Source organism: Streptococcus oriscaviae, assembly GCF_018137985.1.
In the GTDB taxonomy this organism is placed as follows: domain Bacteria; phylum Bacillota; class Bacilli; order Lactobacillales; family Streptococcaceae; genus Streptococcus; species Streptococcus oriscaviae.
This window is the reverse complement of record NZ_CP073084.1, coordinates 826,137-843,320: the sequence shown is the minus strand read 5'-3', so window position 1 is coordinate 843,320 and position 17,184 is coordinate 826,137. Positions and strand designations below refer to the sequence as shown.

Here is a 17,184-nt window from a genome sequence, read left to right as displayed (position 1 = left end):
AATAAATAGTTTAAACCATAAGAAACGGGAGGTTAGTATGAATACAATGAAAAAGCAGTTCGCGCTAGCGGGAATTAGTTTTTTGTCACTTGCAGTTTTGGTAGCCTGTCAGACAAAGCAAGGTGGAACAGAAGAAGCAAGTCAGTCCTTTGCTTCGGAAGTGACTCATGATGGTACACCGATTGATGGTGGTCAACTAAATTATGCGGTGGTTGCTTCTGCGCCAACAACCGGTATTTTGATTGATGAGCTGGTTGTCAATGTAGCAGATGCTAATTTTTCAGACATGGTTGATATTTCCATGTTTGGCTACGACGAAAACCGTGAGCTGGATGATTCTGGTCTAGCTAAGGCTGAGTTCGATGTAGACAAGCGAACCGTCACCGTTAGTTTGACGGGTAAGGATTACAAGTGGTCAGATGGCCAGCCTTTTACCATTGATGACTACATTTTCACCATTGAGCAGATGGCTAGTCCAGACTACGCAGGTGTCCGATTTGACTCCACCTATACTAATATTGAAGGCATGGATGAGTTCATTGCAGGGACAGCAAGCAACATCTCGGGTATTGAAAAGGTAGACGACTATACGGTTGTCTTGACCATGAAAGAAATGACACCTTCTATGCTTTATGCAGGAGGGGCTGTGCCAGCAATGGTGATGCCAAAACACATTTATAAGGATATTGCCGTCAAAGATTGGGAAAACAGTGAGTATTCTCGTACAGCAAAGACGGTCGGCATGGGACCTTATAAGATTAAAGAAATTGTCAGCGGTGAGTCCATTACCTATGTACCAAACGAGTATTACTACAAGGGGCAAGTCAAGTTGGACAGCCTGAAAATGGATGTTGTATCACCTGACACCATTGTGGCGGAAATGAAGGCTGGTCACTATGACATTGCAGATATGCCGATTGATCAGCTAGATGCCTATAAAGATTTGTCCAACATTACCTTGCTGGGCAGTCTGCAAGGAACCTATAATTATGTTTCCTTCAACTTGGGGCATTACGACGCCGAAACTGGCAAAAATGTTATGAACCAAGATGCCAAGATGAACAATGTCAAGTTACGGCAGGCCATCGGTTATGCTCTGGACAATGCTATGGCTGGTGAGAAACTTTACAACGGACTCTACCATCCAACCAACTCACTGATTATTTCCTTCTTTGGTAAGTTGAATGATAAGGAGATGGAGGGCTATACCTATAATCCTGAAAAGGCCAAGCAACTCTTGGATGAAGCGGGATATAAGGATATAGATGGAGATGGTCTTCGTGAAGATCCAGACGGCAACAGCTTTACCATCAGTCTTGCAGCCCAAAAGAGCACAGAAACCCAAGAGACCCTGGTTCAGCAGTACATTAGCTGGTGGAAGGAAATCGGTCTAAACGTTGAACTATTTACTGGGCGTACGATTGAATTCAACACCTTCTATGACCAGGTGGAAGCTAATGATGCAGGAATTGATATGTATATGGCGGCTTGGTCAACTGGTCTGGATCCAAATCCAACAGCACTTTGGGGACCAGAAGCTATGTTCAACTACTCTCGCTTTGTGTCGGATGAAAATACAGAACTGTTGGATGCTATTTCGTCAGTTGAATCTTTTGATGAAAAGGTCAACTTTGAAAACTATAAAGCATGGCAACAGTATGCCTTTGAACAAGCCTTTGCTATTCCAACATTTGAGCGGGAGAGTATTACGGCTGTCAATAAGCGTGTTAAATACTACGATACCTACATCGGTTCTGCAACAAAGAGATCAGCTGAATTGATTGAATTGACGGCAGAAGAAGGTATTGCAGCTAAGTAAGAATCCAAAGGGGTAACCAAATCGGTTGCCTCTTTTTTAGGTTCTATAAAAAACGGTCATTTTCCTTCAAAAATTTGTCATTTTAAGGCTCTTTTTCTTGACTTGTAATCTGCTTGTGATATAATGGTTACACGAAATCATTGATTTAACTCAAACCTGTTGTGAGTTAAGTGAATGACTCGTCATTCACCATGCTGTTTGCTGAGATTGACTCCGGGCAGTGTGGCTCTTTTTTTGTCAAAAATATGCTTTCAAGGAGAGTACATGAATATCGAAACCCTGTCCCATCAAGAAGAAACTGCCAAGAATCATATCGTTCTCTTTGAACCTCAGATCCCCCAAAATACCGGCAATATTGCCCGCACCTGTGCGGCGACGAACAGCCCGCTCCACATTATCAGACCCATGGGCTTTCCCATTGATGACCGCAAGATGAAGCGGGCTGGCTTGGATTACTGGGACAAGCTAGATGTGCGCTTTTACGATAGCTTGGATGAATTTATGATAGCGGCGCAAGGTGGCAAGGTTCACTTGATTTCCAAGTTTTCAGAGAGGGTGTATGCAAAGGAGGACTATGCGGATAACCAGATTCATTACTTTCTCTTTGGGCGGGAGGACACAGGATTGCCGGAGGAGTTCATGCGCCAACATGCAGACAAGGCCTTGCGGATTCCTATGAATGATGAACATGTCCGCAGCCTCAACGTGTCAAATGCAGTTTGTATGGTTGTTTACGAGGCACTCCGTCAGCAGAACTTTTTGGGTTTGGAATTATCCCACACCTATGAAGTAGATAAGCTGAAGTAAATCGTTTATTAAGAAAATCAAAGATAACGGGTCAAACCCCAGCCTTGCTAATGCAAGGTTTTTTTGTTATGATTAAGGTGTCTTCAGGGCAGGGTGAAATTCCCGACCGGCGGTGACAAAAGGAATTTTTTTCTACGAGATGACCTAACGGCGTATCAGAGAAAAAGAGCCCTTCTGAAGTCCGCGAGCACAAGCTGATGTGGTGAAATTCCACAACCGACAGTATAGTCTGGATGGGAGAAGACGAAAGGACATCCTTTCTCTTTTCTCTAATTTGTAAAAATTGGAGGAAGATATGACACATACACGCAAAATGGCACTAATCGCCATTCTTTCAGCAGTTTCTTTTCTGCTCATGTACCTAAAGTTTCCCTTGATTCCAACGGCCAGCTTTTTGGAAGTTGATTTTTCCATCATACCGATTTTCTTCGGTTTGCTGCTCTTGGACTTGCGCTCGGCCTTTTCTATCCTGATTCTTCGGTCCATCTTGAAATTATTTTTGAACAATTCAGGGCCGTCGACCGTTATCGGGATGCCGATGAACATAGTCGCTATGGGAGTCTTTGTTTTGGCCTTTGCCTTGATTTGGCAGAAGCAGCCAAGCTTTAAGAATTATGTACTGGCCTCGCTCATAGGAACCCTTAGCTTGACAACGGTTATGTTGGTCTTGAATTATGTTTATGCGATTCCGGTCTATGCTGCCTTTGCTAACTTTGATATTAGAGAAATACTAGGTGTAAAGACCTACCTGTTTTTGATGGTGGTTCCTTTTAATCTCTTGCAGGGAATTTTATTATCGACTGTTTTTTATCCAATTTATCGCGTCAGTCAGCCGATTTTAAAGAAAGTTTAAACTTTCCCTGTTAGACTACTGATATGAAAAATAAACAACTACATTTACGAAACGCATCTTTTTTAGCCTTAGCCCTTGTTATTCTGGGTTACGTTATCAAGTTTTATCCAGAACAGCTGACAACTTTTGATACTGCCGTCCAATCCGCTATCCGGGGAAACCTGCCAGATTTGGCTACCCAGTTTTGGACAAGGATTACAGTGATTGGAAATACCTCTGTTATCGTTAGTATCTGTTTCTTGCTGATTGTCCTGTTTCATCGCAAACAGTGGAAGGCAGAGGCCTATTTGGTTTTAGCCTCAATTGCGGGGATGGGAGTGGCATCGACTGCCCTGAAATATGTCTACCAACGCCCCCGTCCAAGTATTGAATGGCTGATTGATACCATCGGTTATTCCTTCCCAAGTTGGCATACAGCCTCGACCATGATTGTGGCTGGTGCTGTGGTCGTTATTGTCAACCAACGGATGAAACACCAGCTCGCCAAACGAGTTGTGCAGCTCAGCCTGATTTTACTGGCTGTGTTGGTAGCTCTTTCACGGATTTATATCGGAGTACATTATCCGACAGATATTATCGGAGGCTGGCTTCTAGCTGTTCTTCTTTTGGAACTCTACTACTCAGTTTATGATCGCATTCGCTTTACTTGGCGTTTTCAAAGCAAACAAAAATAAAACTACTGAAGGATTGTTGTCCTTCAGTAGTTTTATTTATTCTTGCCCTTTTACAGGTTTTTGTGCGGCTTCTTCTAAAGCAGTCTTAATCGTCTGAGCAAAGAGGTTGCCACCTTCAGCAGTGGTTTCTGCATCGCTACCAAAGTGGACATTATCACTGCCGACCCAGATTTGCGGGTTGGCCTTGGAAACGGCATTCCAGTCTGCGACGGTGATAAAGTTGTGCTTTTTGGCTAGATTGCGAACATATTGGGCATGTTTTTCTGACAGTGGATCTTCGTAGGTTGCGGCATTGCCATCGTAAGGAGTGACCAAGATAAGACGGTAACCGTTTGGCAGAATATCGACAATCTTATCTAATTCTTCGTCATAGTTATAGATGACATTGGCCCCCGTCGCGATAACAACGTCCTTGAGAAGCGTTCCGCTATCAATATTGGTTTTTAAAATCTCATAGGCCTGCTGGGTATTGCGGCTGCCTTGGGCATCTATAAAGGCTCCTGGAAGTTGCTCGTTCAACTGAGGAGTGGCGCGCAGGGTAACGGAGTCTCCGATAATAGTCACCCCTTCTTCAATATCGTAGCCAGAAGCCTTGCCTTTTTCTGCATTGGCTTTGGTCTGTGCCATGCGTGTGTCGGCTTGCTTGAGACTGTTGACCAGCATTTCTGTATCAAAATCCCCTAGTTTTGGTGCTGTCAGTGTAATGAGAAGGGTGCTGAAAGCCAGTAGACCACCAGCAATTGAAATCCATTTGGTATAAGGTTTGAGGTCAATCTCCAATGTGAACAGCCGACCTGTTTTTCCAGCCAAATAGGGTTCTAGAATGTAGAAGGAGGCAGTTGATAAGAGAAGAGAGAAGATTACTGTTAGAATGACACCGCCAATATTTCCAAAAATCTGGGAGAAAATGAGATAGAGCGGCCAGTGGAAGAGGTAGAAACCGTAGGAAATATCTGCTAGGTACTGGACAGCTAGCGGTTCATTGACTTCTTCTGTCTTTTCATGAAGAACTCGTGCCGCGAAAATCATCACAGAAGTTGCCATACTGGACAGGAGGAAACCAATTAAGTATGTCCAAATTGAATTGAACTTGAGTAAAAAAAGCAGGAGAAGTTCTAAGGTGAAACCGGCAAGGAAAACCTGTAAGGCCTTCTTCTTGCTCCATTGTTGGATTGTACGTTGGAATCCTTTGGTTGTATTTTTAATACCGGCAATCGTTGCCAGAATGCTTCCTAAGAAGAAAGGAAAAATATGCGTCCAAGTTGAGAAGTAAATGGTTGAATAACTATCCACAAAAAAACTTGAGATGAACATGGACAAAAAGCTAGTAAGGAAAATCGCCGATGAACTGAGGAAAATCAAACCTCTCAACTGCCCAATCGACTTGGCCATTCGTGTCATTCCCCAAACGGCCAGTCCCCAAAGCAGATAAAATTGTACCTCGATGGCCAGAGTCCAAGTATGCACAAAGAGGTGAGGGGTAAATTGATTCTCGTAGTTTCCTCCAGTTAAAATTTCAAAGATATTGGTCATAAAACCAAGCGCCACCGCAATTTGATTGCCGATATTTGCGATGAAATCATTGCGAACCAAGAGGGCTAACGGGGTGACCGTAAGAATCATTAGGAGGAGCGGGGGTAGGATACGGTAGAGGCGTCTACGGAAAAAACCTACCAAGTCGATGGTCTTGTCCTGAGTGAATTCGTCAATAAGAAGGGCGGTGGTTAGATAGCCCGATAGGGTAAAAAAGAGATCGACTCCGACAAAGCCGCCAGAGAAATATTTGATAAAGAAGTGATAAAGAAGGACAAAGAGTAGCCCTACAACTCGTATTACTGAAAACCATTTAATCCGCATGCTGATAAATCCCCTCTTTAAACGTTCCCTCATAGACAGTCTTGGTCTGTGTAGTCAGCTTGCCTTGTCCGTCTGCTAAGCCGTTTTTAAAGTCTCCTTCGTATTTCCACCCTTCGGAAGAAATAAAGGTGCCTTTTCCGTTAAACACACCATTCTTAAACTCACCTTCATAACTATCTCCGTTTTCAAAGGTCAGTTTACCTTGTCCATTCATCTTATTTGCTCGAACGTAGCCCTGGTACTGAATGTTGCCGTTGTCTAAAGTCAAGGCCTTCTCGCTAGAAATTTGTCCTGTAAAGACTGAAATGGCACAGACAATAATCAGAATAAGGCCTAAAATCTCACCGTTTTTACGAGTCAGGTATTTTTTAAAACGATTCAATTCATGAAGACCGGAATTACTCTTTTTCATAGGTTTTTCTCTTTCTGTTTGATTCTCCTTATTCTACCACTTTTTATACCATATTACAAAAATGTTACATAAGAAAATCCATTAGTTGATGCGCTTGAGCCAAACTCTGCATCCTTCCCTGACGATAGAGTAGGTTTCGTCAAAATCCCCTGTATACCAAGGGTCTGGAACGCTTTTTTCGGCAAATTGGACAATCTTGTTTTCGGTTCCTTCTGGAGCCATAGCCTTGAGGTCAAGGACATTTTGGGCGTCCATGCCAATGATGAGATCAAAGGTTAGGAAGTCCTCGCGGGTCATGCGCATGGAGGTCTTGTGCTGATTGTAGGCGATGGCGTGTTTACGGAAAATCGCCTGCGTTCCACGATGGATGGGATTGCCCTCCTCCCACGAAGAAGTGGCCCGACTTTCAATATGAAGCTCGTCGGTCATCTCTTTCATGACAAATTCAGCCATAGGGCTGCGACAGATATTCCCTAGGCAAACAAATACAATTTTTTTCATTTTCTTTCTCCTCATGCAAAAACGGCCTCAGGGCCGTCAGTTTGACTCAATCCTTATCAAGCGCCTTCTTGATACCCTTGATGGCACCCTCAACGCTCTCCTTGGCATCAATAGCCATCTCCTTAGCTTTTCCGACTCCTTTTTCAACCATACCTTCAACTTCCAGCTTCTTGTTGCCGGTGAGTTTTCCAATTCCTTTTTTGACAGAACCGGTCACTTGTTCCAGTTTGGCATCTCGTTTTTCTTTTGACATGGGCGGCCTCCTTTCCTTTGCTCCAGTGAACGCCTTCTTCTACTAATATCTAATATCATAAAATAAAAAAGCAAAAAATGCAAGAATTATCCCGTATTTTTGCCCCCATCCTGAACAACAGACTCTAATCTGATAATTGTAGAATTTTTCTAATCTTGAGTCTAAAAACTTGAAGAATTTTTCTGTTTTAATTATAATGATTATAAATAAAATAGAAAGAAGGAAAACATATGTTTGAAAAAATGTACCAATCTGCAGCAGAGGTAGCGAGTTTTACCCAACGTCAACCTGAAAGTTTACCAGCTACAAAAGCTATTTTGAATCAGGCTGTGGCAGACTTGTCTGTTGCCCATTCCATTCTTCACCAAGTGCATTGGTATATGCGTGGTCGCGGTTTTCTCCTTTGGCATCCTAAGATGGATGGCTATATGGAAGAGTTGGATGGTTACCTAGATGAAATGAGTGAGCGTTTGATTACCATTGGCGGTGCGCCTTATTCTACTCTTAAGGAATTTAGTGATAATAGTCAGTTGACGGAGCTGCCAGGTGATTACAGTCTGACAATGGAAGCTCACTTGAGTCGTGTTGTAGAAGTTTTTCGCTATCTGGCTGACCTTTTCCAAAAAGGCTTTGACATCAGTGATCAAGAAGGAGATAGTGTGACCAACGATATTTTCAATGTCGCTAAGGCAAGTATCGAAAAGCACATCTGGATGCTCCAAGCAGAATTGGGTCAGGCGCCAAATTTGTAAACCAATAAACTCTATAATACTCCTGAATTTGCTAGGCAACTGGTGATTTCAGGAGTTTTTCATTGGGTTCAGCCAACGGGCAAGAAATGACAAGAAGCAGAAATTGTAGGAGTTCTGTGGCAGGAATAGGAGCGGCTAAAGATAGAAGGGATGTCAACTGGTTACTTGTAAATCATTCTTCTTTTCATGGACTCTTGAAAAACAAGGGAAATTTTGCTAAACTTTTCCTATGAAAAGACTTTACGATGTGCAACAGCTGCTCAAGCGTTTTGGGATTATCGTTTATATGGGCAATCGCCTCTATGATATTGAGATGATGCAGATTGAGCTCAGTCGAGTCTATCAGTCGGGCTTGCTGGAAAAACTGGACTATCTGGAAGCCGAAATGGTTTTGCGGCGAGAACATCGTTTGGAATTAGCCTATCAGCAATCGAAGGAGAAGAAAGACTAAATGGAAACCTTATATACAATTCTTGCATTTTTAGCTATTTTGGGTGCCTGGATGGGCTTCAACTACTGGCGCCTGCGTCGGGCTGCAACCATCTTGGACAATCATGAATTTGCAGAAAAAATTCATACAGGTCAGTTAATCGACCTGCGTGAACCCAATGAATACCGCAGAAAGCACATTATGGGAGCCCGCAATATTCCCTATCAGCAACTCAAGCAGAGTCTAGGCGCCCTCCGCAAGGACAAGCCTGTTCTTCTCTATGAGAATGACCGTGGGCAGCTAGTCACACCGGCGGCTCTCCACCTCAAGAAGCAAGGCTATCAAGAAATCTACATTCTCAGCTATGGAATCAATGGTTGGGATGGTAAGGTAAAGACCAATTAACTAGGCAAGGCGAGGCAATCTCGCCTTTTTCTTGTCTGCATTAGTCATGGGAGCAAATTTTTGTTATAATAAATCCTATGAGAATTGTTTCTGGAAAATATGGCGCCCGGCCACTCAAGACTTTAGCAGGGAAAACAACTCGCCCAACCTCTGATAAGGTGCGTGGCGCTGTGTTCAATATGATTGGGCCCTACTTTGAAGGCGGCAGGGTGTTAGACCTATATGCAGGCAGTGGTGGACTGGCTATCGAGGCGGTTTCTCGTGGTATGGAAGAGGCGGTTTTGATTGAGCGGGATCGCAAGGCCCAAGCCATCATCCGAGACAATATTGCCATGACAAAAGAAGCAGATAAATTCCAGTTGCTTGCCATGGATGCCAGACAGGCTCTTTCTAGTTTGACAGGCCCCTTTGATTTGGTTTTTCTGGATCCGCCTTATGCGGACCAAGAGATTGTGGCTATGGTGACAGAACTCTGTCAGCGGCAATTGCTGGCAGAAGAGGTCATGGTCGTCTGCGAAACAGACAAGGCTGTTCAGCTACCAGAAGAAATTGCGGAGCTGGGCATTTGGAAGGAAAAAATTTACGGAATAAGCAAGGTAACAGTGTATGTCAGATAAGATTGGATTGTTTACAGGTTCCTTTGACCCGCTAACCAACGGACATTTGGATTTGATTGAGCGGGCTTGTGGTCTGTTTGATAAACTCTATGTCGGTATTTTCACCAATCCCAAGAAAGCAGGTCTTCTCACCGCTGTTGAGCGCAAGGTTTTACTAGAAGATATTTTTGCGGACTGGGATCAGGTAGAGGTTATCCTATCTGAAAATGAATTGGTGGTGGACGTAGCAAGGCGCCATGGTGTTACCCATTTGGTACGGGGCCTACGCAATGCAATCGATTTAGAATATGAAGCCAGTTTTGATTTTTACAATCATCAGCTGGCCCCTGAAATCGAAACCGTCTATCTCTTGGCCAAGCCGGAGTTCAAATTTGTTTCGTCCAGTCAGGTTAGAGAATTGCTGCACTTTAAACAGGATATTCGTCCCTATGTGCCAGCTATCATTTGCAAGGAGTTAGAAAAAAATGAAAAAGAATAAAAAGTTATTACTGGTTCTCTCCATCGTTGGACTCAGTGCCCTTCTCTGGCTGGGAATGTTTTTTCGACTTCCCTACTACATTGAAAGCCCTGGTGGAGCAGCAGACGTCCGCCATGTCCTGACGGTCAATGGGCAGGAAGACTCAGAACCAGGCTCTTATAATTTCGTGTATGTCCATGTCCAGCAAGCCACAGCCTTCCAGCTCTTAGCGGCTTATTTGAATCCGACCATGGATATTCGTTCAGAAGAAGAAACAACTGGCGGAGCCAACAATGATGACTACTTCCGGATTGCTCAATTCTATATGGAAACTTCGCAAAACATGGCCAAATACCAAGGCTTGACCTTGGCAGGCAAGGATGTGAGTCTGGACTTTTTCGGAGTCTATGTTCTCAGCCTAACAGAAGATTCGACCTTCAGAGAAATTCTCAATATAGCAGACACCGTTGTCAGCATCAATGGAGAGACCTTTGAAAGCTCAGCAGACCTAATCAAATATGTCAGCAGTTTGGAGCTCGGTAGCAGCGTTACAGTCGGCTACATCAGTGCTGGCCAACAGTATGAAGCTGATGGAAGCATCATCAAGCTGTCCAATGGCAAGAACGGTATCGGTATCACCCTAGTGGATCATACAGAAGTAGACAGCAGTGTTCCCATTGAGTTTCAAACAGGCAACATCGGCGGCCCTAGTGCCGGCCTCATGTTCACCCTTTCTATCTACACCCAGTTGGCCGATCCAGACCTACGGGATGGTCGGATAATTGCCGGTACAGGAACCATTGAACAGGATGGTTCAGTTGGAGATATCGGCGGGGCGGACAAAAAGGTTCTATCGGCTGCTCAGGCTGGTGCCACAGTCTTCTTCGTTCCCAACAATCCAGTAGATGAGAAGATTCTCAAAGAAAATCCTGATGCCAAGACCAACTACGAAGAAGCCATGGAGATGGTTCGACAGGAAAAATTAGACATTGAAGTGGTTCCAGTCACCAACGTTCAAGAAGCGATTGATTACTTAGAGAAGACCAAGAGCGAGTAAATCGCTCTTTTTTATCTTAAAATTGTTAGAAATTTCTCTTATATGGCAAAGTCAGGGTATTTAAGGTAAAATAGTGTTATAATAATAAGGTTAGAGTAGCAAGAAGGAGGAGACATGAAGAAAGAAATTTCTCCAGAATTATACAATTACAATAAGTTCCCCGGCCCAAGTTTTGCCCGAGTTGGGGATAAGGTGGTTTCTGAAAATATTGAACTAGATGTCTTAGAAGATTACAAAGAAGCCTTTGACCAGACTATTTTTGGTCAACGCTTTTCCCAACTCATGCTTAAATTTGACTACATTGTTGGGGACTGGGGCAACGACCAACTGCGTTTGAAGGGATTTTACAAGGACGAGCGCTCCGTCAAGAGTGATTTGAAAATCAGCCGTTTGGACGACTATCTAACCGAGTTTTGTAACTTTGGCTGCGCTTATTTTGTTCTCGAAAACCCCAATCCTCAGGAAATGCCGGTCGAACCAGAAGATAAGCCACGCCGCAAACGCAAGCGCAATCGCAACAACACGAACAAGAAAAAGGAACGCTCCTTTACTGTCAAAAATGACAAACCGTCCAATCCGACCAACAAGCAACACAAAAAAGAACGCAGTCAGAAACGTGACCGCAAGAAAAATAACCGCGAAATTCAAGAAGCCAAACGTGGCTTTGTGATTCGCCAGAAATAGGAGTAGCATGAAAGCATCAATCTATGGTCTGACCCGCCAGCAAGTGACAGACTGGGTTTTGGAGAATAACCAGAAATCTTTTCGCGCCACCCAAATTTGGGAATGGCTTTACCGCAACCGCGTCGCTTCATTTGAAGAGATGACCAACTTGCCCAAGTCTTTGATTGATAAACTCAATGAAGATTTTGTTCTCAATCCTCTCAAACAACGCATCGTTCAAGAGTCGAAGGACGGAACGGTCAAATACCTCTTTGAACTACCAGACGGGATGCTGATTGAAACAGTTCTCATGCGGCAGCACTACGGCTTGTCAGTCTGCGTGACTACACAGGTTGGCTGTAACATCGGCTGTACCTTCTGTGCCTCAGGCTTGATTCCCAAACAGCGGGATTTGACCAGCGGAGAAATCGTTGCTCAAATCATGTTGGTACAAAAATACTTTGACGAACGCCAGCAAAATGAGCGCGTTAGCCATATCGTTGTCATGGGGATTGGAGAACCGCTTGACAACTATGATAATGTCATGACCTTCCTTCGCGTGGTAAACGACGACAAAGGCTTGGCCATCGGTGCGCGCCATATCACGGTATCCACCTCTGGCTTGGCACCGAAAATTCGTGACTTTGCCCGCGAAGGTGTTCAGGTCAATCTGGCTGTATCTCTTCACGCTCCAAATAATGACTTGCGCTCAAGTATCATGCGTATCAACCGCAAGTTTCCGATTGAAGTTCTATTTGAAGCAATCGAGGATTATATCCAGACCACTAACCGGCGCGTGACCTTTGAATACATTATGCTCAACGAGGTTAATGATGGAGTGGAGCAGGCACAGGAATTGGCTGATTTGACTAAGAAAATCCGCAAACTATCCTATATCAACTTGATTCCCTACAACCCAGTTAGTGAGCATGACCAATACAGTCGTTCTACGCCAGAACGGGTAGCTGCCTTCTATGACCGCCTCAAGAAGAATGGTGTTAACTGCGTGGTTCGTCAAGAACATGGTACGGATATTGATGCAGCCTGCGGTCAGTTGCGCTCCAATACCTTGAAAAAAGACAGGGAAACCGCTAGGGCTCGGATTGCAGCAGCCAAAGCAAAAGCAGGAATTAAGGCATGAAAGGATTCTTTCACACCGACGGTAATTTGACAGATAAGGGCAGACACTTGGCCAAAATATTGGCTGGCCTATACAGTTTAGTGATCGGCCTACTTTGTTTTCTACCCCAGTCTTGGTATCCCCAGTACAAAACATTTTCAACACCTGGCATCGTTCAGATTGGTCGGCTTTACTTTTTACCGACCCCGTTTAACAGCCTAATCAATGGTGATAAGGTGGATAGCCTCTACGAGCTTTGGCTTATTGTTCTTCAGAATCTAACCAATATTTTCCTGCTCTACCCTCTGGTGCTTGCCCTTGTTTTTCTTTTTGAAAAATGGCGGAGTGCCAAAACAGCCTTGCTGTATAGCTTGTGTATCAGTTGTTTTATCGAATGTACCCAGCTAATCTTGGATTTTTTGCTGGACGCAGGACGGGTTTTTGAAGTGGACGATCTCTGGACCAACAGTCTGGGAGGTCTCTTGGCCTATGTCAGCTACAAAATGTGGATTAAGATCCACCAGCCATCCTAGACAGGTGAATCAAGCGTTCACCTGTGTTTTACTTTTTGCAAAAATTTTTAGAAAATTTAGATAAATTCTTGACAGGGATTTTGAATAGGTGTATAATAGCCCCAATCAGAAGAAGTAATTAACAGCCAGTCTTCAGGGAGCCTGTGGTGATTGTGAACAGGTGGCAGCTGTTTATGAAATGGGCTGATGTGTGGCTTGCCGATAGGCAGACCAATAGTGTTTGAACTTGAAACAATGAGAGTTCGGTTGTGCACCCCTTACCGTGCAACTCCTTGGTTGAGGAGACAGAGAGATGGAGAAATGAGATTGTTCTCCATAAGTGAGGTGGCACCGTGTCCATTGACGCCCTCGCAGGTTGACCTGCGGGGGCTTTTTGCATAGAAAGAGGACCTGAAAATGAAACGATGGCGTCGCATGAGATAAGATTTGTAGCGTACACACAGAAAGAAATATAGAGAAAGAGGCAGGAAATGGCAGAAAAAGGATATTTTGGAGAATTTGGCGGAAGTTTCGTACCTGAGGCAATTCAGGTCTTGTTGGATGAATTGGAAGCGACCTTTGAGCAGTATAAGGACGACCCGACCTTCTTAGCAGAATACCATGGCTACCTCAAAGATTATGCAGGCCGGGAAACACCACTCTATTTTGCGGAGTCTTTGACCAAGGAGTTGGGAGGAGCTAAGATTTACCTTAAACGAGAGGACCTCAACCATTTGGGCTCTCATAAACTCAATAATGTACTCGGGCAGATTCTGCTTGCCAAACGTATGGGCAAGACCCGTGTTATCGCAGAAACAGGAGCAGGACAGCACGGGGTGGCAACCGCGGCAGTTGCGGCCCGCTTTGGATTGGGTTGTGATATTTACATGGGAGCTGAAGACGTTAAGCGTCAGCGATTAAATGTTTTCCGGATGGAGATGATGGGGGCGCGTGTTCATGCAGTGACAGAAGGCACGCAGACCCTCAAAGAGGCCGTCGATGCTGCCTTCGGAGCTTGGATGGCGGATTTGGAGGCATTTTATGTCCTTGGTTCAGCTGTGGGGCCTCATCCCTACCCAACCATTGTGCACGAATTTCAGAAAATCATCAGTGTCGAATCTCGCAGGCAGATTCTGGAAAAGGAAGGCCGGTTGCCAGACTATGTAATCGCCTGTGTAGGTGGTGGTTCCAACGCCATTGGGGCTTTTTCACAGTATATAGCAGACGAAGCAGTCAAGCTAATCGGTGTGGAAGCAGCCGGAAAAGGTGTGGATACAGACCAGCACGCAGCCACCATGACCAAGGGGAGTGTCGGTGTAGTCGATGGCATGAAGACAATCTCGCTCTTTGATGCCAATGGTGGAGTTGCTCCTGTCTACTCTATCTCTGCTGGTTTGGACTACCCAGGAGTTGGCCCAGAACATGCTTTCTATAAGGAAACAGGCAGAGTTAACTATGTTGCTGCAACCGATAATGAAGCGGTCAATGCCCTTCTCACTCTCAGTCGGACAGAAGGAATTCTTCCTGCCATCGAAAGTTCGCATGCCATTGCAGAAGCCATCAAGCTAGCGCCACAGCTTGCTTCTGATAAGATTATCCTCATCAACGTATCTGGACGCGGAGACAAGGATGTGGCAGCGATTGCCGATTATCTAGAAGGAAAGTAAAAAAATCTGAGCGCCTGCTCAGATTTTTAAGTTGGGATAAGATAGACCATGAGGCTGGCCAAGAAAAGAAAAGGAACATAGGGCAGGGACTTGGTTTTAAAAACAAAGAAGACGACTAAGCCTAAAAGACTGCTGATTTGGACAATCCACAAGAGTTGATTGAAGTCAAAGAAAAGGGCCAGACTAGCCAAATACAGAAAGTCACCAGAGCCAATTTTGAGCTGGAACTTTTCTGTTAGGTAGGCCAGAAGCAAGAGTCCACAGAAAAGCCAATTGAGCTGACTGAGGATAAGAGCAATGGTTGTCAGAACCAACCAGACCATAAGTGGATATTCTTGGTGTTTAATGTCATAGATAGTCAACACCAGACCACAGATTAGGAGAACAAACTCCAAGAAGGAGATGAGCTGCCATTCTAGCAAGATCACCAAGAGGGCTGAAAGGAACTCCAAGCCACCGTACCAATAAGGAATCTTTGCCTTGCAATACCGGCATTTTGAGCGATTCATAAGCTGAGATAGAATAGGAATTAAATCCCAGGCCTTGAGCTGCTTCTTGCACTGATTGCAGTGGCTGGCAGGAAAGAGAATGGATTGTTCAGGGAAACGGTCGATAACCAGACCCAGAAAAGAACCCAAAGACGCACCTAAAAAAGAAAGTAATAGAATCTTCATACCCATTTATTCGTAAACAGATAGGAAAAATAAAACAAACTTGCTTGATATGAAAAAATGATTCCCCTAAAGACAAACTCGTCCAGCATCAATGATGGTGATGGGAGTGATTAGCAGATTGTGGACGTTCCTTGTCGTGTGCGAGGTGCTCTGCTTCAGACCAATCAATTTCGATGGTGACTTGGTAGATAGACTGGTTCTCAAAAATCTGGCGAATGGCTTTCTTGCAAAAAGCTTCCTGAACATCAGCTTTGGGGCGAATGTGGATGCTGGCATAGTGATTGAGTCCGTCCATGGTCCAGACATTGATTTGATAGACTTGTTCTACCGTTTCTAACTGACTAACTTGTTGGCGTAGCTGATGAAGATCGATGCCCTCGGGTACGGCTTCCAAGAAAATTTTGAGAGTAGAATAGGCTTGCGGCAGGGCTTTTGACAGGATAAAACCAGCGATGATAAGAGATAACAGTGGGTCTAGGAAGTACCAGTCTGTAAATTCCAGTAGAATCGAAACAAGGATGACGGCCAGCCAGCCCAGAATATCTTCTAAAAAGTGCAGGCTGAGGATGGCCTCATTGCGGGTCTGCCCCTTGCGGATGATGAAACTGGCAGTCAGATTGATGAGGATGGCAAGAATGCCAAGCAGCAGCATCCCCCGATGGTTGACGGGTTCGGGTGCCCACAGTTTTGGAATGTTTTCCACGAGGATAAGGCTGGAACCGCTGATGAGAATAGCAGAAGTCACCATGGCTCCGAGCAAGCTGAAGCGTTTGTAGCCCAGACTATAACGCAGGTCGGCCTTCTTATGAGAAAAGCGCTCCAGAAAGGCGGCTGTTCCAATAGCCAAGGCATCTCCCAGATCATGAACTGCATCTGCAAGAACTGCGCTGGAGTTAAACAAAAAACCAAAAACACCTTCAATCAGGGCAAAGCCAAGATTGAGGAAAAAAGCAAGCATCATTTTTTTGCTAGAGGACATGACATTCTCCTTTTTGGTATAATAGACGAATAGAAGACCTTCTTCACCTCTATTATCTACAAAAAACGGAAGGAATACCAGAAACAAATAGGACAGAATGTTTATTTCTGAACAAAATGTTTCAAATGTACGGCTATGGACAGACGGATTGCAAAAACAAAAAAAGCAATTTATCATGCTTTTATCGAACTAATAAATAAGAAGGGCTATGAAGCGATACGAGTTCAGGATGTCATTGATGTGGCGAATGTTGGTCGTTCAACTTTTTATTCCCATTATGAGAGCAAAGAGGCCCTTCTAGAAGAACTTTGTCAGGATCTCTTTCACCATCTTTTTGAAAGGCAGGGAGAAAGGGGGGATTTGGAGGAGCTATTAGCCCACATTTTCAAGCATTTCCGGCTCAATCAGGATCGGGTAGCCTCCCTGCTCTTGTCGCGCAATCCTTATTTTTTGCAAGAATTAAAGGCGGAGCTTGTTCACGATGTCTACCCCTTGGTGCGCGAGAACTATCTGAAAGATAAGGCTGATTTACCAGAAGATTTTTTGGTGCATTATGTGACGAGCAGCTTTATCGAAACGGTGACGTGGTGGTTGCAGCAGCGGCAAAAAGTGAACGAAAAAACATTAACGCGCTATTACTTGACCCTTTTAGGATAAAATTATGGTACAATAGGA

At 44.4% G+C, this 17,184-nt stretch carries 22 protein-coding genes and 1 riboswitch; of the genes, 15 read left to right on the top strand and 7 right to left on the bottom strand.

Translation table 11 applies throughout. The features are described 5' to 3' along the window. Positions 1-37: 37 nt before the first annotated feature. The 4 genes from INT76_RS04250 to INT76_RS04235 all read left to right on the top strand — a co-directional run bounded on the left by INT76_RS04250 (position 38) and on the right by INT76_RS04235 (position 4,153). Positions 38-1,819, top strand: a complete 1,782-nt coding sequence (locus tag INT76_RS04250) for an oligopeptide ABC transporter substrate-binding protein (RefSeq protein WP_249116182.1) — start codon at positions 38-40, stop codon at positions 1,817-1,819. A 264-nt stretch (positions 1,820-2,083) separates the two neighbouring features. Then, positions 2,084-2,626 (top strand): tRNA (cytidine(34)-2'-O)-methyltransferase, encoded by a 543-nt coding sequence (locus INT76_RS04245; protein WP_212572532.1) that lies wholly within the window; start codon positions 2,084-2,086, stop codon positions 2,624-2,626. 75 nt (positions 2,627-2,701) lie between these two features. Next, positions 2,702-2,875, top strand: a riboswitch (FMN riboswitch). A gap of 46 nt (positions 2,876-2,921) precedes the next feature. Then, positions 2,922-3,479, top strand: a complete 558-nt coding sequence (locus tag INT76_RS04240; protein ID WP_212572530.1) for an ECF transporter S component — start codon at positions 2,922-2,924, stop codon at positions 3,477-3,479. A gap of 23 nt (positions 3,480-3,502) precedes the next feature. Further along, entirely contained in the window at positions 3,503-4,153 is a 651-nt protein-coding gene (locus INT76_RS04235; protein WP_212572522.1) for a phosphatase PAP2 family protein, read from the top strand. A gap of 36 nt (positions 4,154-4,189) precedes the next feature. On the opposite strand, the gene INT76_RS04230 is transcribed toward INT76_RS04235, so the two are convergent. From INT76_RS04230 to INT76_RS04215, 4 genes are all read right to left on the bottom strand, one after another. After that, a complete protein-coding gene (locus tag INT76_RS04230) occupies positions 4,190-6,010 on the bottom strand; it encodes an acyltransferase family protein (RefSeq protein ID WP_212572520.1) in 1,821 nt (606 codons plus the stop codon). After that, positions 6,000-6,422 carry an MORN repeat-containing protein gene (locus tag INT76_RS04225; RefSeq protein WP_212572518.1) on the bottom strand — a complete coding sequence of 141 codons (423 nt, stop codon included), beginning with the start codon at positions 6,420-6,422 and terminating at the stop codon, positions 6,000-6,002. The genes INT76_RS04230 and INT76_RS04225 overlap by 11 nt, the downstream gene beginning before the upstream one ends. Before the next feature lie 81 nt (positions 6,423-6,503). After that, on the bottom strand, positions 6,504-6,923 hold the full coding sequence (locus tag INT76_RS04220; protein ID WP_212572516.1) for a low molecular weight protein-tyrosine-phosphatase: 420 nt from the start codon (positions 6,921-6,923) through the stop codon (positions 6,504-6,506). A gap of 46 nt (positions 6,924-6,969) precedes the next feature. Continuing rightward, on the bottom strand, positions 6,970-7,176 hold the full coding sequence (locus INT76_RS04215) for a CsbD family protein (RefSeq protein WP_212572514.1): 207 nt from the start codon (positions 7,174-7,176) through the stop codon (positions 6,970-6,972). A 230-nt stretch (positions 7,177-7,406) separates the two neighbouring features. Here INT76_RS04215 and INT76_RS04210 point away from each other — a divergent pair, with 230 nt between their 5' ends. The 9 genes from INT76_RS04210 (at position 7,407) to INT76_RS04170 (ending at position 13,210) form a co-directional block, all read left to right on the top strand. Further along, a complete protein-coding gene (locus INT76_RS04210; protein WP_212572512.1) occupies positions 7,407-7,928 on the top strand; it encodes a Dps family protein in 522 nt (173 codons plus the stop codon). Positions 7,929-8,157: 229 nt separating this feature from the next. Beyond that, positions 8,158-8,379, top strand: a complete 222-nt coding sequence (locus INT76_RS04205) for a YqgQ family protein (RefSeq protein ID WP_212572510.1) — start codon at positions 8,158-8,160, stop codon at positions 8,377-8,379. Beyond that, positions 8,380-8,763, top strand: a complete 384-nt coding sequence (locus INT76_RS04200) for a rhodanese-like domain-containing protein (protein ID WP_212572508.1) — start codon at positions 8,380-8,382, stop codon at positions 8,761-8,763. 77 nt (positions 8,764-8,840) lie between these two features. Continuing rightward, positions 8,841-9,380 carry a 16S rRNA (guanine(966)-N(2))-methyltransferase RsmD gene (gene rsmD / locus INT76_RS04195; protein WP_212572506.1) on the top strand — a complete coding sequence of 180 codons (540 nt, stop codon included), beginning with the start codon at positions 8,841-8,843 and terminating at the stop codon, positions 9,378-9,380. Then, on the top strand, positions 9,370-9,858 hold the full coding sequence (coaD, locus tag INT76_RS04190; RefSeq protein WP_212572498.1) for a pantetheine-phosphate adenylyltransferase: 489 nt from the start codon (positions 9,370-9,372) through the stop codon (positions 9,856-9,858). Before rsmD ends, coaD begins: the two co-directional genes overlap by 11 nt. Beyond that, positions 9,845-10,894, top strand: a complete 1,050-nt coding sequence (locus INT76_RS04185; RefSeq protein WP_212572496.1) for a SepM family pheromone-processing serine protease — start codon at positions 9,845-9,847, stop codon at positions 10,892-10,894. Before coaD ends, INT76_RS04185 begins: the two co-directional genes overlap by 14 nt. 114 nt (positions 10,895-11,008) lie before the next feature. Then, a complete protein-coding gene (locus tag INT76_RS04180) occupies positions 11,009-11,578 on the top strand; it encodes a YutD family protein (protein WP_212572494.1) in 570 nt (189 codons plus the stop codon). Between the two features lie 7 nt (positions 11,579-11,585). Then, positions 11,586-12,698: a dual-specificity RNA methyltransferase RlmN gene (gene rlmN / locus INT76_RS04175; protein WP_212572492.1), complete on the top strand. Its 1,113-nt coding sequence runs from the start codon at positions 11,586-11,588 to the stop codon at positions 12,696-12,698. Beyond that, complete coding sequence (locus INT76_RS04170; RefSeq protein WP_212572490.1) at positions 12,695-13,210, top strand: VanZ family protein; 516 nt, start codon at positions 12,695-12,697, stop codon at positions 13,208-13,210. The genes rlmN and INT76_RS04170 overlap by 4 nt, the downstream gene beginning before the upstream one ends. Before the next feature lie 56 nt (positions 13,211-13,266). Here INT76_RS04170 and INT76_RS04165 read toward each other — a convergent pair whose 3' ends face one another. Beyond that, positions 13,267-13,464 carry a hypothetical protein gene (locus INT76_RS04165; protein WP_212572488.1) on the bottom strand — a complete coding sequence of 66 codons (198 nt, stop codon included), beginning with the start codon at positions 13,462-13,464 and terminating at the stop codon, positions 13,267-13,269. Between the two features lie 216 nt (positions 13,465-13,680). Here INT76_RS04165 and trpB point away from each other — a divergent pair, with 216 nt between their 5' ends. Next, positions 13,681-14,856 (top strand): tryptophan synthase subunit beta, encoded by a 1,176-nt coding sequence (gene trpB, locus INT76_RS04160; RefSeq protein WP_212572486.1) that lies wholly within the window; start codon positions 13,681-13,683, stop codon positions 14,854-14,856. A gap of 26 nt (positions 14,857-14,882) precedes the next feature. Here trpB and INT76_RS04155 read toward each other — a convergent pair whose 3' ends face one another. Together INT76_RS04155 and INT76_RS04150 are read right to left on the bottom strand one after the other, a co-directional pair. Then, a complete protein-coding gene (locus INT76_RS04155) occupies positions 14,883-15,530 on the bottom strand; it encodes a prepilin peptidase (RefSeq protein WP_212572483.1) in 648 nt (215 codons plus the stop codon). Between the two features lie 88 nt (positions 15,531-15,618). Then, on the bottom strand, positions 15,619-16,509 hold the full coding sequence (locus INT76_RS04150) for a cation diffusion facilitator family transporter (protein WP_212572481.1): 891 nt from the start codon (positions 16,507-16,509) through the stop codon (positions 15,619-15,621). Between the two features lie 135 nt (positions 16,510-16,644). Between INT76_RS04150 and INT76_RS04145 the strand changes: the two genes are divergently transcribed. After that, positions 16,645-17,166: a TetR/AcrR family transcriptional regulator gene (locus tag INT76_RS04145; protein ID WP_212572479.1), complete on the top strand. Its 522-nt coding sequence runs from the start codon at positions 16,645-16,647 to the stop codon at positions 17,164-17,166. Positions 17,167-17,184 lie beyond the last annotated feature (18 nt).

Excerpts from the sequence above, each read along its gene's own strand:
- INT76_RS04180 (WP_212572494.1), top strand. The coding sequence starts at position 11,009 with ATGAAGAAAGAAATTTCTCCAGAATTATACAATTACAATAAGTTCCCC.
- INT76_RS04240 (WP_212572530.1), top strand. The coding sequence starts at position 2,922 with ATGACACATACACGCAAAATGGCACTAATCGCCATTCTTTCAGCAGTT.
- INT76_RS04210 (WP_212572512.1), top strand. The coding sequence starts at position 7,407 with ATGTTTGAAAAAATGTACCAATCTGCAGCAGAGGTAGCGAGTTTTACC.
- INT76_RS04170 (WP_212572490.1), top strand. The coding sequence starts at position 12,695 with ATGAAAGGATTCTTTCACACCGACGGTAATTTGACAGATAAGGGCAGA.
- INT76_RS04155 (WP_212572483.1), bottom strand. The coding sequence starts at position 15,530 with ATGAAGATTCTATTACTTTCTTTTTTAGGTGCGTCTTTGGGTTCTTTT.
- INT76_RS04185 (WP_212572496.1), top strand. The coding sequence starts at position 9,845 with ATGAAAAAGAATAAAAAGTTATTACTGGTTCTCTCCATCGTTGGACTC.
- INT76_RS04215 (WP_212572514.1), bottom strand. The coding sequence starts at position 7,176 with ATGTCAAAAGAAAAACGAGATGCCAAACTGGAACAAGTGACCGGTTCT.
- INT76_RS04235 (WP_212572522.1), top strand. The coding sequence starts at position 3,503 with ATGAAAAATAAACAACTACATTTACGAAACGCATCTTTTTTAGCCTTA.
- INT76_RS04205 (WP_212572510.1), top strand. The coding sequence starts at position 8,158 with ATGAAAAGACTTTACGATGTGCAACAGCTGCTCAAGCGTTTTGGGATT.
- trpB (WP_212572486.1), top strand. The coding sequence starts at position 13,681 with ATGGCAGAAAAAGGATATTTTGGAGAATTTGGCGGAAGTTTCGTACCT.
- INT76_RS04200 (WP_212572508.1), top strand. The coding sequence starts at position 8,380 with ATGGAAACCTTATATACAATTCTTGCATTTTTAGCTATTTTGGGTGCC.
- INT76_RS04220 (WP_212572516.1), bottom strand. The coding sequence starts at position 6,923 with ATGAAAAAAATTGTATTTGTTTGCCTAGGGAATATCTGTCGCAGCCCT.
- INT76_RS04225 (WP_212572518.1), bottom strand. The coding sequence starts at position 6,422 with ATGAAAAAGAGTAATTCCGGTCTTCATGAATTGAATCGTTTTAAAAAA.
- INT76_RS04145 (WP_212572479.1), top strand. The coding sequence starts at position 16,645 with ATGGACAGACGGATTGCAAAAACAAAAAAAGCAATTTATCATGCTTTT.
- INT76_RS04245 (WP_212572532.1), top strand. The coding sequence starts at position 2,084 with ATGAATATCGAAACCCTGTCCCATCAAGAAGAAACTGCCAAGAATCAT.
- INT76_RS04230 (WP_212572520.1), bottom strand. The coding sequence starts at position 6,010 with ATGCGGATTAAATGGTTTTCAGTAATACGAGTTGTAGGGCTACTCTTT.
- coaD (WP_212572498.1), top strand. The coding sequence starts at position 9,370 with ATGTCAGATAAGATTGGATTGTTTACAGGTTCCTTTGACCCGCTAACC.
- INT76_RS04250 (WP_249116182.1), top strand. The coding sequence starts at position 38 with ATGAATACAATGAAAAAGCAGTTCGCGCTAGCGGGAATTAGTTTTTTG.
- rlmN (WP_212572492.1), top strand. The coding sequence starts at position 11,586 with ATGAAAGCATCAATCTATGGTCTGACCCGCCAGCAAGTGACAGACTGG.
- rsmD (WP_212572506.1), top strand. The coding sequence starts at position 8,841 with ATGAGAATTGTTTCTGGAAAATATGGCGCCCGGCCACTCAAGACTTTA.
- INT76_RS04150 (WP_212572481.1), bottom strand. The coding sequence starts at position 16,509 with ATGTCCTCTAGCAAAAAAATGATGCTTGCTTTTTTCCTCAATCTTGGC.